13 protein-coding genes are annotated in these 12,848 nt (G+C 62.4%); 2 read left to right on the forward strand and 11 right to left on the reverse strand.

The window, feature by feature from the left end; translation table 11 throughout:
* Positions 1-100 precede the first annotated feature (100 nt).
* Complete coding sequence (locus tag STHERM_RS08820; RefSeq protein WP_237223248.1) at positions 101-973, reverse strand: endo-1,4-beta-xylanase; 873 nt, start codon at positions 971-973, stop codon at positions 101-103.
* A 263-nt stretch (positions 974-1,236) separates the two neighbouring features.
* Positions 1,237-2,127 carry a 2-oxo acid dehydrogenase subunit E2 gene (locus STHERM_RS08825; RefSeq protein ID WP_013314544.1) on the reverse strand — a complete coding sequence of 297 codons (891 nt, stop codon included), beginning with the start codon at positions 2,125-2,127 and terminating at the stop codon, positions 1,237-1,239.
* Positions 2,128-2,272: 145 nt separating this feature from the next.
* Between STHERM_RS08825 and STHERM_RS08830 the strand changes: the two genes are divergently transcribed.
* Entirely contained in the window at positions 2,273-3,253 is a 981-nt protein-coding gene (locus STHERM_RS08830; protein ID WP_013314545.1) for a dihydroorotate dehydrogenase-like protein, read from the forward strand.
* 44 nt (positions 3,254-3,297) lie between these two features.
* On the opposite strand, the gene STHERM_RS08835 is transcribed toward STHERM_RS08830, so the two are convergent.
* The 8 genes from STHERM_RS08835 to STHERM_RS08870 all read right to left on the reverse strand — a co-directional run bounded on the left by STHERM_RS08835 (position 3,298) and on the right by STHERM_RS08870 (position 10,684).
* On the reverse strand, positions 3,298-4,233 hold the full coding sequence (locus tag STHERM_RS08835; RefSeq protein ID WP_041623507.1) for an ABC transporter permease: 936 nt from the start codon (positions 4,231-4,233) through the stop codon (positions 3,298-3,300).
* The gene (locus tag STHERM_RS08840; RefSeq protein ID WP_237223250.1) at positions 4,220-5,308 is read right to left on the reverse strand and encodes an ABC transporter permease; all 1,089 of its coding nucleotides are present in this window, start codon (positions 5,306-5,308) and stop codon (positions 4,220-4,222) included. Before STHERM_RS08840 ends, STHERM_RS08835 begins: the two co-directional genes overlap by 14 nt.
* Entirely contained in the window at positions 5,305-6,831 is a 1,527-nt protein-coding gene (locus STHERM_RS08845; protein WP_041623790.1) for an ABC transporter ATP-binding protein, read from the reverse strand. Before STHERM_RS08845 ends, STHERM_RS08840 begins: the two co-directional genes overlap by 4 nt.
* A 73-nt stretch (positions 6,832-6,904) precedes the next feature.
* Entirely contained in the window at positions 6,905-7,948 is a 1,044-nt protein-coding gene (locus STHERM_RS08850; RefSeq protein WP_013314549.1) for a BMP family lipoprotein, read from the reverse strand.
* A gap of 97 nt (positions 7,949-8,045) precedes the next feature.
* On the reverse strand, positions 8,046-8,714 hold the full coding sequence (gene deoC / locus STHERM_RS08855; RefSeq protein WP_013314550.1) for a deoxyribose-phosphate aldolase: 669 nt from the start codon (positions 8,712-8,714) through the stop codon (positions 8,046-8,048).
* Positions 8,715-8,750: 36 nt separating this feature from the next.
* Positions 8,751-9,314, reverse strand: a complete 564-nt coding sequence (locus tag STHERM_RS08860) for a GNAT family N-acetyltransferase (protein WP_013314551.1) — start codon at positions 9,312-9,314, stop codon at positions 8,751-8,753.
* Positions 9,311-9,895, reverse strand: coding sequence for an MBL fold metallo-hydrolase (locus tag STHERM_RS08865; RefSeq protein WP_158304554.1), 585 nt, complete (start codon positions 9,893-9,895; stop codon positions 9,311-9,313). The genes STHERM_RS08860 and STHERM_RS08865 overlap by 4 nt, the downstream gene beginning before the upstream one ends.
* Before the next feature lie 282 nt (positions 9,896-10,177).
* Complete coding sequence (locus STHERM_RS08870; protein ID WP_013314554.1) at positions 10,178-10,684, reverse strand: tetratricopeptide repeat protein; 507 nt, start codon at positions 10,682-10,684, stop codon at positions 10,178-10,180.
* Between the two features lie 141 nt (positions 10,685-10,825).
* Between STHERM_RS08870 and STHERM_RS08875 the strand changes: the two genes are divergently transcribed.
* Positions 10,826-11,677, forward strand: a complete 852-nt coding sequence (locus STHERM_RS08875; RefSeq protein ID WP_013314555.1) for an SDR family oxidoreductase — start codon at positions 10,826-10,828, stop codon at positions 11,675-11,677.
* Positions 11,678-11,679: 2 nt separating this feature from the next.
* Here the strand turns inward: STHERM_RS08875 and STHERM_RS12685 are convergent, their stop codons facing one another.
* Positions 11,680-12,843 (reverse strand): D-alanyl-D-alanine carboxypeptidase family protein, encoded by a 1,164-nt coding sequence (locus tag STHERM_RS12685; RefSeq protein WP_013314556.1) that lies wholly within the window; start codon positions 12,841-12,843, stop codon positions 11,680-11,682.
* Positions 12,844-12,848: the final 5 nt, after the last annotated feature.

A 12,848-nucleotide genomic window follows, 5' to 3' on the forward strand; every position in this document is an offset into this window, starting at 1 on the left:
CACTATCCTAATCCCAGTTCAGCCAACGGTCAATAAACTTGACGGGTTATCCCAACAAAAGCCGCCCTCAAGGGGCGGCCTGAAGACAAGGAAGAGGAACTCAGTCGCCGTACACGTACTGCATGAGCCAGGAGAGGGCGGGCCGCTCCGTGCCGTCGGAGTGCAGCAGGTACGCCTCGCTCTGCCAGATGTGTCCCTCCACATACCCCCAGAGCGTCACACCCCTCACCGAGGGATGCTCCCACAACACCGGAAACTTCTCCTGGTACCGCTGAAGCTGCGTCTGATCGTCACCCCTCATGTCCAACTCGGACACATAGATGGGAAGACCCGTCTGCGCAAGCATGTCGAGCACCTGCTCCATCGTGGACACGCTCACGCTATCCATGTTGAAGGCGTGACACTGAATCCCTATCCCGTCCACAAGCCCTCGCGCCGTGAGAAGATCGATGATCTGGATGTACCGCTGCGCTGCACTCGGATCGGAGATGATCCCGTACTCGTTGATGAGCAGGGTGCTGTCCGGAAAGTACTCCCTCGCAAGCTGGAACGAGGTGATCACCCAGTCCCAACCGGTGCTCCCATCACCACCAAGGGCATCACGGTACGGCGGCGGCGAGTGCAGCGGCTCGTTTACCACGTCGATCATGTCGATGTCGGCGTACCGGTCCGCCACGGCCGCAAACCACTCCTCCACCTCCGCACGCTGCTCGCTCGTCGAAAGCCCGCTGATCCACGAGGGCTGCTGCTGACCCCACACGAGCACGTGAAACTTGAACGGCATCCCGTGCTGCTTCGCATAGTTGTAGATGTAGTCGAGTGTACCGAAGTTCATCTGATCCCGGCTCGACTCCACCGACCCCCACTTCCCCGCATTCTCAGGGGTCACCTGGTTCCAGTACTGCGAAAACTTCAGCGGCTCCTCGGCACCGTAGAAGATGTTGCCGAGGAATCGTCCCTCCAGAGGTTTCATCCCACCTCTAAGGGATGGCTCGAACCAACAGGAGACAAGCAGAGGGACGAGAAGGGAGATCGCACACATTCGTACCAGATTACGCATAGGCTCCTTCCTGTGAGTATGGATACGAGTTGCTGTCGCATACTCCCTTCATGGTAGCATATGCGAAAGGATTTTTCAAAAGAATTTAAAAAATACCTTGTATTGTCTCGTCTTTGGAGAAAAAAAAACACCCGGGGCGGCCCGGGTGTGCTCCTGACATCACTCCTGAAACGGTATCACACCTCTTCCAGCATGTGTTCCTTGAGGATCTCTTCCGGGATCTCAGGCGGCTCTACGAGTTCCTGCGGGTGTTCGACGAAGTGCTTGAGCATCCTGATGGTCTTCGCCCAGTAGATGCCCTCTGATATCCTGTCGTCGATGGTGAACTTTGCCTCCATCACGGTGTGTACCTTCACCTGGCCCTCTTCGTCGATGTAGGGCACCTTCTTGATCCTCCCCATGACGAAGAAGACCGAGGCGTTGCCCCACTCGTAGAGGTGGTGGAAGGGGGCATCGAGGCCGAGACTCGAGAGATTGGCGAGAAAGACGCTCGTATAGAGGGGATCGGTCTCGATCATCGACTTGGGCGCGATGCCGTAGTAGTCGAGGATCTTGAATCCCTTGATCACCAGGTTGAGGAGAAAGCGGGGGAGCTTCGTGACGAACTCCATCTCCTTGTCGGTGGCGGTGCCCGCCGCATCCCGGGCCGCCTTCACCCCCCGGTGCACCTTGTCCACGATGGTCTGAAGGGTCTCATTCGGGCTGAACGTGATCTTCGCCGTACTCTCGAGCCCCTCCTCGGTGAGCTCCTTCTTCACCACGAACGAGATCTGGATCCTGTTGCGCTGGTAGATCTTCTGTCCGGAGATGAACCTGTTCGCCTGGGGCCTGAGGGCGATGGTCCGGACCGCGGCGCAGAGGACCACATGGAAGATGCTGATGGACTTCTGTCCCGGCTTTCTGTTCCGGTTGTACTCCCTGATGAACTCGAGCGTCTCGTCGAGCACGAACTCGTCGCTGTAGTAGACCGCCGACTCGTTACGCCCCTTCATCACAAAGGGGTTTATCTTCCTGAATCCCGGAAGTCCCTTGATGAGGGTCCCATCGCATCGCTTCCGCACACCCATACAGCCTCCTCAAAGAGAGATATTCACACCTCCAGCCGTTCTCGACCAGCGGTCAAGAGTATAGCACATATGCTTCCAAAACACAAACATCTCAACTTGTGAATGTCTCGGTTTTCCGATATAGTGTGGAAAGGAGGTCGTACGGATGGAACTTTCCACGCGCTATCTTGGCCTTTCTCTCAAAAATCCTCTCATTGTGGGGGCATCTCCCCTCACCGCCGACGTCTCCCACCTCGTCTCCTGCGAAACGCACGGCGCCGCCGCCGTGGTGCTCCGCTCCCTCTTCCAGGAGGAGATCGCAGAGGGGGTGGAACACCTGAAGAGCCTCTCCGAAGGGTTCCACACCGAAGCCGCGGACTATCTCACCCACTTCGGCACCCAGCAGGCCCTGGAGGCCTACCTCTCCCTCGTGCGCGAGGCGAAGGATCGGCTCTCCATCCCCGTGATCGCGAGCCTCAACTGCAGCAGCCGCGAGTGGTGGGCCGAGGCTGCAAGCCGCATCGAAGAGGCAGGGGCGGACGCCCTCGAGCTGAACGTGGCCCCCTTTCCCTCGAACGATGCCGAGTCCTCGCAGGAGGTGGAGGAACGGATCTACGACATAGTGAGGACCGCACGGTCGGCGGTCTCCGTCCCCATCGCCGTGAAGGTAGGCCCCTATTTCACGAGTCTGGGACACCTCCTCGCCCGGATCGAGGCCCTCGGCGCCGGGGGGGTGGTGCTCTTCAACCGATTCTACCAGGTGGACATCGCCCCCTCGACGAGGAGGCTCGTCTCGGGGCACAGGCTGAGCGATCCCCACGAATTCTCACACACCCTCCGCTGGACAGCCCTGGAGGCGCCGAGGCGAAATCTGGACATCGTCGCATCGTGCGGGATCCACTCCGGCCTCGATATCGCCAAGGCGGTGCTCGCAGGCGCGAGTGCGGTACAGGTGGTCTCCGCCGTCCTCAGACATGGATTCGGCCACATCGAGAAGATGGTTCATGAACTCGAGGCCTGGCTCTCCGAGCAGGGCTTCTCCTCGCTCCGGGAGGCGAAGGGCGCACTCATACGCACCCCTGGCGAGGACGAGGAGCGCTTGAGCAGGCTCCAGTACCTCATCGCCCTCCGCGGTTTCGGAAGATAGACAAAGAGGGGCCTTGCGGCCCCTCTGTTCCCACCTTGCGCCCACTAGCGCTGATAGATCCGTCCCGCCGCCCGTGGTCCCGAATACCTTCCCGCGAAGGCGAGAAGGGCGACTATGGTGAGGACGTAGGGAAAGGCGTGGAAGAATTCGAGGGGGATGCTCTGGAGGAAGGAGATGTCGTTCACATAGAACGAGAGAGCCTGCGAGAAACCGAAGAACGTGGCGGCCCCCAGCACCCCCCAGGGGTTCCACTTCCCGAATATGAGGGACGCGAGGGCGATGAAGCCTGTGCCGTGTATGGAAGTGAGGGTGTACTGGATGTCCTGCGAGAGGACCATCACCCCACCTGCGAGTCCTGCGAGCACACCTGAGAGCATCACCCCCAGGTATCGCATCCTGTACACGTCTATCCCCATGCTCGCGGCGGCCTCGGGGTGTTCTCCGCAGGCCCTCAGCCTGAGACCGAAGACGGTCCTGTAGACCACGATCCACGTGATCACCACAAGGAACAGGGCGAGATAGAACGTGGGATAGATTTCGGAGAAGAAGAGAGGGCCCACGAGGGGAATGTCCTCGAGAAAGGGTACCGTCACCTTCCTGAGGCCCACGGAGAAGGCCCGGGTCCGCTGCTGACCGAAGAGGATCTGACAGAGATAGACCGTGAGGCCTCCCGCGAGGATGTTGAGCGCCGTACCCGAGATGATCTGATCGGCCCTGAGGTGGACCGAGGCCACCGCATGGAACAGGGAGAACACGAGGCCCGCGACTGCCGCTGCGAGAAAGGCGATCCACGGCGCCGCGGGGGTGAGAGGCTCGAGCACTACCACCAGGGCCGCTGCAGTGAAACCGCCCACCATCATGATCCCTTCCAGGGCGATGTTCACCACACCGGAACGCTCGCTGAAGAGCCCGCCGAGGCCCGCGAGGATGATGGGGGTGGCGAACATGAGCCCTATGGGGAAGATCTCAAACACCTTCATTTCTGCCTCCCTGCCTGATTCTGGACACCCGATCGATGACGAGCTGGATCCCATAGCGCATGGCCACGAAGAGGACGATACTCGCCTGTATGATCCCCGCGATCTCCCGGGGAACACCCTGGGACTGCATGAGGGGCTGTGCCGCCTTGAGCATCCCGAAGAGAGCCCCCGAGGCGGCGATGCCCCACGCAGTGTTCCCTCCCACCAGCGCCACGGCTATCCCATCCATCCCGTACCCCTCGAAGGCGGGAAGCACCCGCCCGAATCCGAAGGTCCCCAGGGCCATCGCCCCACCGGCGAGCCCCGCGAACGCACCGCTCATCGCCATGGTGAGCATCGTATACCCGGCGATGGGGAAGCCGGCGAAGCGTGCGGCATCCTTGTTGTGTCCCGTGGCCCGCAGTCCGAACCCCAAAGTGGTCTTCTCGATCACCACCCAGTAGACGAGAATGCAGACGACCATGATGAGGAGCCCCCAATGGAGCCTCGATCCCCTGGTGATCGAGGAGAGGAACTCGCTCTTGAGGAGGGCAGAGGCCGGAAACGGCGAGGTCTTCACCCGGTCCACGGTACCCACCACGTGGAGGAGCGCCCAGTTGGACAGGTGCAAGGCGGTATAGTTGAGCATGATCGTGACGACCACCTCATGGAGATTGTACCAGGCCTTGAGCCAGCCGGGGATGAGCCCCCACAGCCCTCCTCCCACCATGGCCCCCAGGAGGCAGAGGGGGAGATGGAGCCACGGAGGGGCCGGGACCAGCAGGGCCACCATGGTACCGCCCAGAGCGCCCATCATGAGTTGCCCCTCTGCTCCTATGTTGAAGAGACCCGCCCTGAAGGCGAATCCCACCGAAAGCCCAGTGAGGGTGATGGGGATCATCTGGATGAGGAACTCTCCGATGTACCTGGCGTTGAAGGATCCCCTCAGGATGTCGAGCCCCGAGAAGGCCTTCACCATCGCCGCGAACATCAGCCCCGGAGAGCGGCCCGTGAGGGTGATGATCACCGCGCCTGCGAGGAACCCCAGCACCACCGCACTGAGGGAGAGGATCATCCATCGTCTTCCTGTAGTCATGCGCTCTCCCCCCTTGCCGTTGATCCCGCCATGAGGAGCCCGAGTTCGTTCTCGTCGGTTTCTCCTGCGGCCACCTCCGCCACGATCCTCCCCCTGTAGATCACGGCGATCCGGTCGGACAGGTCGAGTATCTCGTCGAGATCGAACGAGACGAGGAGGATCGCCCTCCCCTTGTCCCGTTCCTCCACGATCCTCCTGTGTATGTACTCGATCGCCCCCACATCCAGCCCCCGGGTCGGCTGGGCCACCACGAGCACGCGGGGTGACCTGTGCACCTCGCGGGCGATGATGGCCTTCTGTTGGTTCCCACCGGAGAGTTCGCCAGCGGAAGTTCTCGCGCCCCGGGCCGCCCGCACGTCGAACTGTGACATGAGGGTCTCGGCATGCTCGTAGATCGTCTCGTACCGGAGGATGCCATACCGGGAGAAAGGAGGCCGCCCGTAGTCGTGTATCACCAGGTTCTCCCCCACCGAGAACGCCAGGATGAGCCCATGCCGCTGGCGGTCCTCGGGAACGAAGCCGAGCCCTGCATCCAGTTTCCGCCTCGTAGGCTCATGGGTGATATCCTTTCCGGAGAGGAGAATACGACCCGACTCCACCGGAAGGAGCCCGGCGAGGGCATAGAGGAGTTCCCGTTGCCCATTGCCGTCGACTCCGCAGAGGCCGAGGATCTCGCCCTCCCGCACAGTGAGGGACAGCCCTTCGACCGCGAGGATTCCCCGTTCGTTCCGGACAGAGAGCTCTCGAATTTCGAGAGCAGGCGATCCTGGCCGGGGGGCGTCCTTCTCCACCTTGAAACTCACCTCCCTTCCCACCATGAGTTCAGCCATCTCCTCTTCCGAGACATCGGAGACGGGAAACGTGGCTACGAGCCTGCCCCGTCGGAGCACGGAGCATTCGTCCGCCACCTCCTTGATCTCCTTGAGTTTGTGGGTGATGAGTATGATCGTCTTACCGCTCCCGGCAAGCTTCCGCATGATCTCCATGAGTTCCTCTATCTCCTGGGGGGTGAGCACCGCAGTGGGTTCGTCGAAGATGAGGATTCGGGCGTCCCGGTAGAGCATCTTGAGGATCTCCACACGCTGTTGACTCCCCACCGAGAGGTCTTCTATCCGGGCGTCCGGATCCACCTCCAGGCCGTACTCCCGGGAGATGCGGGCCACCTTCTGGCGGGCGGTCTCTATGTCGAGGAAGGGCCCCCTCCGGGGCTCGCTTCCCATGACGATGTTCTCCGCCACCGTGAAGTTGTGCACGAGCTTGAAGTGCTGATGCACCATCCCGATGCCCAGCGAGGTGGCCACATTGGGATTCGAAACCTGCACTTCCCGGCCCCGCACCCGGATGACGCCGGAATCCGGATGGTGGAGTCCGAAGAGGATGTTCATGAGCGTCGACTTGCCCGCTCCGTTCTCCCCCAGGAGGGCGTGGATCGTCCCCTCACGGACCCGTAAGGTCACATGGTCGTTGGCCCTGATACCGGGGAAGTCCTTCACGATATCCATCATCTCTACGACATAGTCCACGGAGGGCTCTCCTTCCCACATAGATAAAACGAGGGAAGGCTACATCAAGCCTTCCCTCTCTTCTGCAGCAGCATCATTTCTTGGGGGTGTCGGGAACCACGAGTTCTCCGCTCGCGATCTTCTTCGCGTACTCCTCCACCACCGCGAGGATCTCCGGAGAGAGATTGGGATTCTCCGCAGGGAGCCCCACACCATCGTTCTTCAATGAAAAGGCCAGCGTCTGACCACCGGGGAAGTTCCCCTCCATGGTCATCTTCGCCACGGTGTAGGCGGCCACGTCCACCCGCTTCACCATGGAGGTGAGCACGGCCGATGTGCCCTCTCCGTAGATGCCGTCCTGGTACTGGTCCTTGTCCACGCCGATCGCCCAGCGGATGTCGCCCTTCTGGGAACGCTCCTTGGCCTCCTTGATCATACCATTACCGGTTCCGCCGGCCGCGTGGAAGATGATGTACGCGCCTGCATTGAACTGTTTCTGGGCGATGGCCTGCCCCTTGTCAGGTGCGGCGAAGTCTCCCGCATAGTCCACCAGTATGGTGCACTCCGGGTACACGGCCTTCACCCCGGCCTCGAATCCGGCCTGAAACTTCTCGATGAGCGGGAACTGCATCCCGCCGAGGAAACCGACCACGTTCTTGCCGTCCTGCTTGGCCTTGAGGCCCGCGGCGACACCCACGAGGAAGGAGCCCTCGTGTTCTGCAAACACGGCCGATACCACATTGGGAGCCTCGACCACGGTGTCGATGACCAGGAACTTGCGGTCGGGATACTGTTTCGCCACCTCGGCCACGGCGTTCTGGAAGAGGAAGCCCGGCGCCACGATGAGGTCCAGCCCCTCGTCGGCGAACGTGGCGAGGTTGGGTACGTAGTCGGCCTCCTGCGAGGACTGGAGGTACTTGTACCCCACCCCCTCCTCGAGCCCCATCTCCTTACCGAAGCGTACGATCCCCTCCCAGGTGCCCTGGTTGAAGGATCTGTCGTCGATCCCTCCCACGTCGGTCACGAGTCCCACTCTGAAGCTCGGCTCCTCGATCTTCGCCTCTTTCTTCTGCCCACATGCAGGGAAGAAGACCAGGAGCACCGCCATAATAAGAAAAATAAGCCCTGAACGTCTCATACATCCTCCTCGAATCGCATGAAAATCGTAGAAATATCTCCCATACTAGACCCCCTTCACCCGGCAGTCAAGAAAAATCTGCCGTTTTTTGAGAATCTCATTTCAGTTCGGCCACTATCGAGACCCCCGAGGAGGTACCCAACCGGGAGGCCCCTGCCTCGATCATGGCGAGGGCCGTCTCGAGCGAGCGGATACCCCCCGCCGCCTTGACCCCCAGGCTCTCTCCCACCACCTCCCTCATGAGCCGCACGTCCTCCACCGTGGCGCCCGAGGGACCGAACCCCGTGGAGGTCTTCACGAAGTGCGCCCCTGCCTCCTCCGCGAGGAGACAAGCCCTGCGCTTCTCCTCGTCGGAAAGGTAGCACGCCTCTATGATCACCTTCACATGGGCCTCGGCGGCTGCATCCACCACCGCCCGGATATCCTCCCTCACGAGGTCGTACTCCCCACCCTTGAGAAGACCGAGGTTGATCACCATGTCCACCTCCCTCGCCCCCTGCACCACCGCCTGAGCCGCCTCGTACGCCTTGGCCTCGGTACTCGCCGCCCCCAAAGGGAATCCCACCACCGTACACACCATCACGCCCGACCCGGAGAGGCGCTTCGCCGCGAGAGGCACCCACCAGGAGTTCACACACACCGATGCGAATCCATACCTCACGGCCTCGTCGCAGAGGGCCTCTATCTGGGCCCTCGTGGCCGTGGGCTTGAGGAGGGTGTGATCGATCATCTTCGCGAGCGTCGTCTTCGTCCATTGTTCCGCCATGTGCCACTCCTTCGGCAATCATAGTACACGCGCGGCTCAGGTGCCAGTGCGCGCATCCCTCACGATGGCATACATGAGGGCGTCCACCGCTCCGTCATCCTTGATGAGGTAGCTCCTGAGGGTGCCCTCGTAGCGCATCCCCGCCTTCTCCATGACCCGCCCGGAGGCAGGATTCCCCACAAAATGGAGGGCCTGCACCCTCACCACGCCCACCTCGTCGAAGAGGAACCTCACCACCTCCCTGAGGGCTTCGGTCATGTACCCCCGGTTCCAGAAGGCCCTCCCGAGACAGTACCCGATCTCGGCCCGTCTGTGGGCACGCTCCACACGGGCACCGATGCTGCCGATGAGGCTCCCCGGCTCCTTGAGGACGATGGCCCACATGAGCTGATCATCCCTCTCGTAGCCTCGGACAGCCTCCTCGAGAAACGACCGGGTCTTCTCCACCGATGCATGTGGACTCCAGGTGAGGAATCGGGTCACCTCGGGGTCCCGCGCCCACGTCTCGTACACAGCGGGCGCATCCTCAAGGGTGAACCGCCGGAGCAGGAGCCGCTCGGTCGTAAGGGGGACGGTACCGGTGAGACGAAGGTCGTTCATGGGCGCTCCTCCACGGGAAACGGACGTCCGTGCGCGGGAAAGGCCCTGCGCCCACCCCTCTCTCCTACGAGGCGCCACACCGCCCGTCCCTCCTCCTCTGCGAGCTGGTGCGCAGGCGGCATGTCGCCCACCGCCACCTCTCCACCGTCGAGGAGGAGACTCACGCTGTCCGCCGAGTGCACCGGGGTAGGGAGCACCTCTCCTCCGATCCCCCACGTAGCGAGGATCCGCCGGGACTCCTCGAAGGGTACGCGCTCGAGGGCTTCCAGGTCTATGGGGGTGAAGGCCATCCCCTTGCGGGCCATGAAGGACTCGAACCCGGCGATCGCCTCCTCTTGAGAGGGGAAGACGAGGAAGGGGATCCCTCGAGACTGGAGTTCCCCCGCGATACCCGCATGGTCGATGTGGAAATGGGATACCATGAAACAGGAGAGATCGGAGAGGGTGAACCCAAGCGACTTGAGGCCATCGATGTAGGAACGTATCGTACCCGGCCACCCCACGTCAAAGGCGAGGAGCCCCTTCTCCCCCTCCACCAGATAGTAGTGGGTGCTCTTGTAGGAGAACGAACGCAACGGCATAGGGATGTATAGCAGGAGGGGGAGGGAGTGCACAAGGGATCGATGCCATTGATGTTCCCGGTTTGAGGATCGGTATGCGGGATGGGGGATACCCCACATGTATCAACGTTATGCGATTCGTCGCCTCTCGGGGGGTCCCCGAACGGATGTCCCTGGTGTCGTCCTTATCGAGGGAAGCCCCTCTTTCTTTTGTGGAAGCACGTGTCTGGAGGCATGATAACTGAGAGGAGGACCTCTCCGATCTGCTCGTGGAGGTTCCCGAACCCGAGGTGCGCGGCATCCTCAGAGATGTACGGTCCCTTCCCCGGCATCCTCTTCAGGAGTCACTCCCATCATGGTGAGGGAAGCACGTGCGATCCGGTTGTGAGGATACTCCCGAAGACACTCCTTGTACTTCTCGATCGCCTTCTCCCGTTCTCCCACCTGGACGAGACAGAAGGCCCAATTGATCAAGGCCATCTCCCTGTAGGACATCGTCGAGAGACTCAGCAGAAAGAGATATCGGAACCTGTCGAGGAATCTGTGCCGTGTGAAGAAGCGATAGCTCCTCTCGAAACAGGAGATGGCGTTTTCGAAATCCCCTTTTCGGTAGAACCGAATACCCCTCCTGTGGTGGTACGAGAAACCAGAGCGCACTATGAGATGCAATCCCCAATAGGCAAGGAGCGCGTCAAAGAGATAGTACTCAGGATGGATCCACCGGAAAAGGAGGATGAGCCCCACCATGATGACCGATGAGATCAGGACACCGAGAAGGGATACCTGGCAGATCACCGGCCATTTACCCATGGGGTCCTCCTCACATACGGCAGGCGCTGAGGGAGTTGCGGGAAAGAACGCCTATCCACTACACTATCACGAGGTGTTGCAGTACGCAACTGATCCTGTCTCTCCTGGAGGAGAGATCCCGTATCAGAAGAGGAGGAGCATATGCGTATAGGAATCACCGGGGCTGCGGGTCACCTCGGTCGACTGGTGGCCCGGTTCGTGCTGGAACAGGTGCCTTCCCGAGCGGTGAGGCTCATCACAAGGAGACCTGAGGCCCTGGAGGGGTTTCAGGAGAAGGGGGTTGAGGTGGTGAAGGCCGATTTCGATCGTCCGGAGACCCTGGAAGAGGCCTTCAGGGGGGTCGAGCGTCTCCTCGTGATAAGCACCGATGCCATAGGCCGTCGGGTGACGCAGCATCGGCATGCGGCCGAGGCGGCGAAGCGGGCGGGGGTGGGGCTCCTCGTGTACACCTCGTCGGTGAACAACGATCGGGAGTTTCCCCGTTTCATGGGCGAACACAGGGCCACCGAGGCGATCCTCAGGGAGCTCGGGATTCCCCACGCCATCCTCCGGAACAATCTGTACGCCGAGTTCATCTCGGGGCTCGTGGCTCAGGTGGGTGAGGATGGGGTGCTCGAGCTGCCCGCCGACGGGGGGAAGGTGGCGTGGGTGGCGAGGGAGGATTGCGCGAGGGCCGCGGCTGTGGTGCTCACCGGAGAGGGGCACGAGGGGAAGGTCTACGATATCACCGGTCCTGTCCCGCTCGGGTTCGAGGAGGTGGCGGGGCTCCTGGGTGAGGTGCTGGACAGGAGGGTGGTCTACCGGTCGGTGGAGCCGGCGGTGTTCCGGGAGCGCATGGCGGCCGCCGGGGCCCCAGGCCCGCTCGTGGATCTGATGGAGGACCTCTACCGGGGGATCGCCTCGGGGACCTTCGACGTGGTCTCCGATGACGTGGCGCGGCTCGTGGGGAGGCCGCCGCTCCCCGCACGGGAGGTGGTGCTCAGGGGGGTGTAGGCTCAGGAGGCATACCCCAGGATCGCGAGGAGGTGGTGCCAGAGCCAGGAGAGGAGGTCGGCGAGGAAGGGGAAGAAGGGGGCGCGTGGGACGTGCTGAGGGGCGATGAGGCTGGATTCCGCGAGCACGGTGTCGTCCAACAGGAGGCGGACGGTGCCGAGTCGCTCGCCGGGGTGAAGGGGGGCCCAGCGCTCCGAGACCTGCTCCACCTCTACGGAGAGGCGGGGAATGTCGGTCCTGGCGAGGGTGACGCGAAGGGGCCGGGCGGGGCGGGGGGTGAGGAAGGGTTGGGTGCCGCCCCAGATGCGGACGGGCCGGATCCCGGTGAGGGGGGCCTCGGTGGTGAGGTAGGTGTCGAAGCCGTAGTCGAGGAGGGCGGCGGCCTGGTGGTCGCGTTCCTGCATGCCTTCCCAATAGCTGGGGGCCTGGATGCCGAGGAGGACGGCGATGAGGCTGGTGGGGCCGCGTCGGGCATAGGCCACGATGTGGAAGCCCGATTCCTCGAGGTAGCCGGTCTTGAGGCCCTCGAGGCCGGGGTAGCGGCCCAGGAGGGTGTTGCGGTTGAGGTAGGTGCGTCCTCCTATGGTGACGGCGCGGGGGGAGTGGTAGCGGGCCGGGGCAGAGGGGAAGCGGTCGAGGTAGTCGGCGGCGAAGAGGGCGATCTCGCGGGCGGTGATGGTGTTGTGGGGCGAGAGGCCCGAGGGTTCCTCAAAGGAGAGGTGGGAATAGCCCAGGCTCTGCACAAGTGTGTTCATACGGCGGGCAAAGGTAGGGATATCGGGTGCGAGGAGGAGGGCGAGGGCACAGGCGGCGTCGTTGGCGGAGTACACAAGGGTGAGTGAGAGGAGCTGGGCAGGGGTGAGGGTGGTGCCGGGGGTGAGGCCTGCGAGGGATGCGTCGGGGGGGAAGGGGATGCGGGCGAGGGCGGAGGGTACGGGGAGCGGGAGGTCCTCCCTGAGGAGGCCGTGTTCCATGGCCTGTAGCACGAGGTAGGCGGTGACGAGCTTGGTAAGCGAGGCTGCCGGATGCGGGAGGTCGGCTTGCTTCTCGAAGAGCACGGTGCGGGTGGTAGGTTCCAGGAGGAGGGCGGAGGGCGCGGAGAGCGGGGGCGGGGCGGCGGGGAGGAGGGTGGCGGCGAGCAGGAGGAGGAAGGCACGGATGCGCACGGCGT

Origin of the sequence: Spirochaeta thermophila DSM 6192 (assembly GCF_000147075.1) — a bacterium.
Lineage (GTDB): Bacteria > Spirochaetota > Spirochaetia > Winmispirales > Winmispiraceae > Winmispira > Winmispira thermophila_A.

Coding starts and splice junctions, on each gene's coding strand:
- STHERM_RS08830 (WP_013314545.1), top strand. CDS start 2,273: ATGGAACTTTCCACGCGCTATCTTGGCCTTTCTCTCAAAAATCCTCTC.
- STHERM_RS08820 (WP_237223248.1), bottom strand. CDS start 973: ATGAAACCTCTGGAGGGACGATTCCTCGGCAACATCTTCTACGGTGCC.
- STHERM_RS08850 (WP_013314549.1), bottom strand. CDS start 7,948: ATGAGACGTTCAGGGCTTATTTTTCTTATTATGGCGGTGCTCCTGGTC.
- STHERM_RS08835 (WP_041623507.1), bottom strand. CDS start 4,233: ATGAAGGTGTTTGAGATCTTCCCCATAGGGCTCATGTTCGCCACCCCC.
- STHERM_RS08870 (WP_013314554.1), bottom strand. CDS start 10,684: ATGGGTAAATGGCCGGTGATCTGCCAGGTATCCCTTCTCGGTGTCCTG.
- STHERM_RS08860 (WP_013314551.1), bottom strand. CDS start 9,314: ATGAACGACCTTCGTCTCACCGGTACCGTCCCCCTTACGACCGAGCGG.
- STHERM_RS08875 (WP_013314555.1), top strand. CDS start 10,826: ATGCGTATAGGAATCACCGGGGCTGCGGGTCACCTCGGTCGACTGGTG.
- deoC (WP_013314550.1), bottom strand. CDS start 8,714: ATGGCGGAACAATGGACGAAGACGACGCTCGCGAAGATGATCGATCAC.
- STHERM_RS08840 (WP_237223250.1), bottom strand. CDS start 5,308: ATGACTACAGGAAGACGATGGATGATCCTCTCCCTCAGTGCGGTGGTG.
- STHERM_RS08865 (WP_158304554.1), bottom strand. CDS start 9,895: ATGCCGTTGCGTTCGTTCTCCTACAAGAGCACCCACTACTATCTGGTG.
- STHERM_RS08825 (WP_013314544.1), bottom strand. CDS start 2,127: ATGGGTGTGCGGAAGCGATGCGATGGGACCCTCATCAAGGGACTTCCG.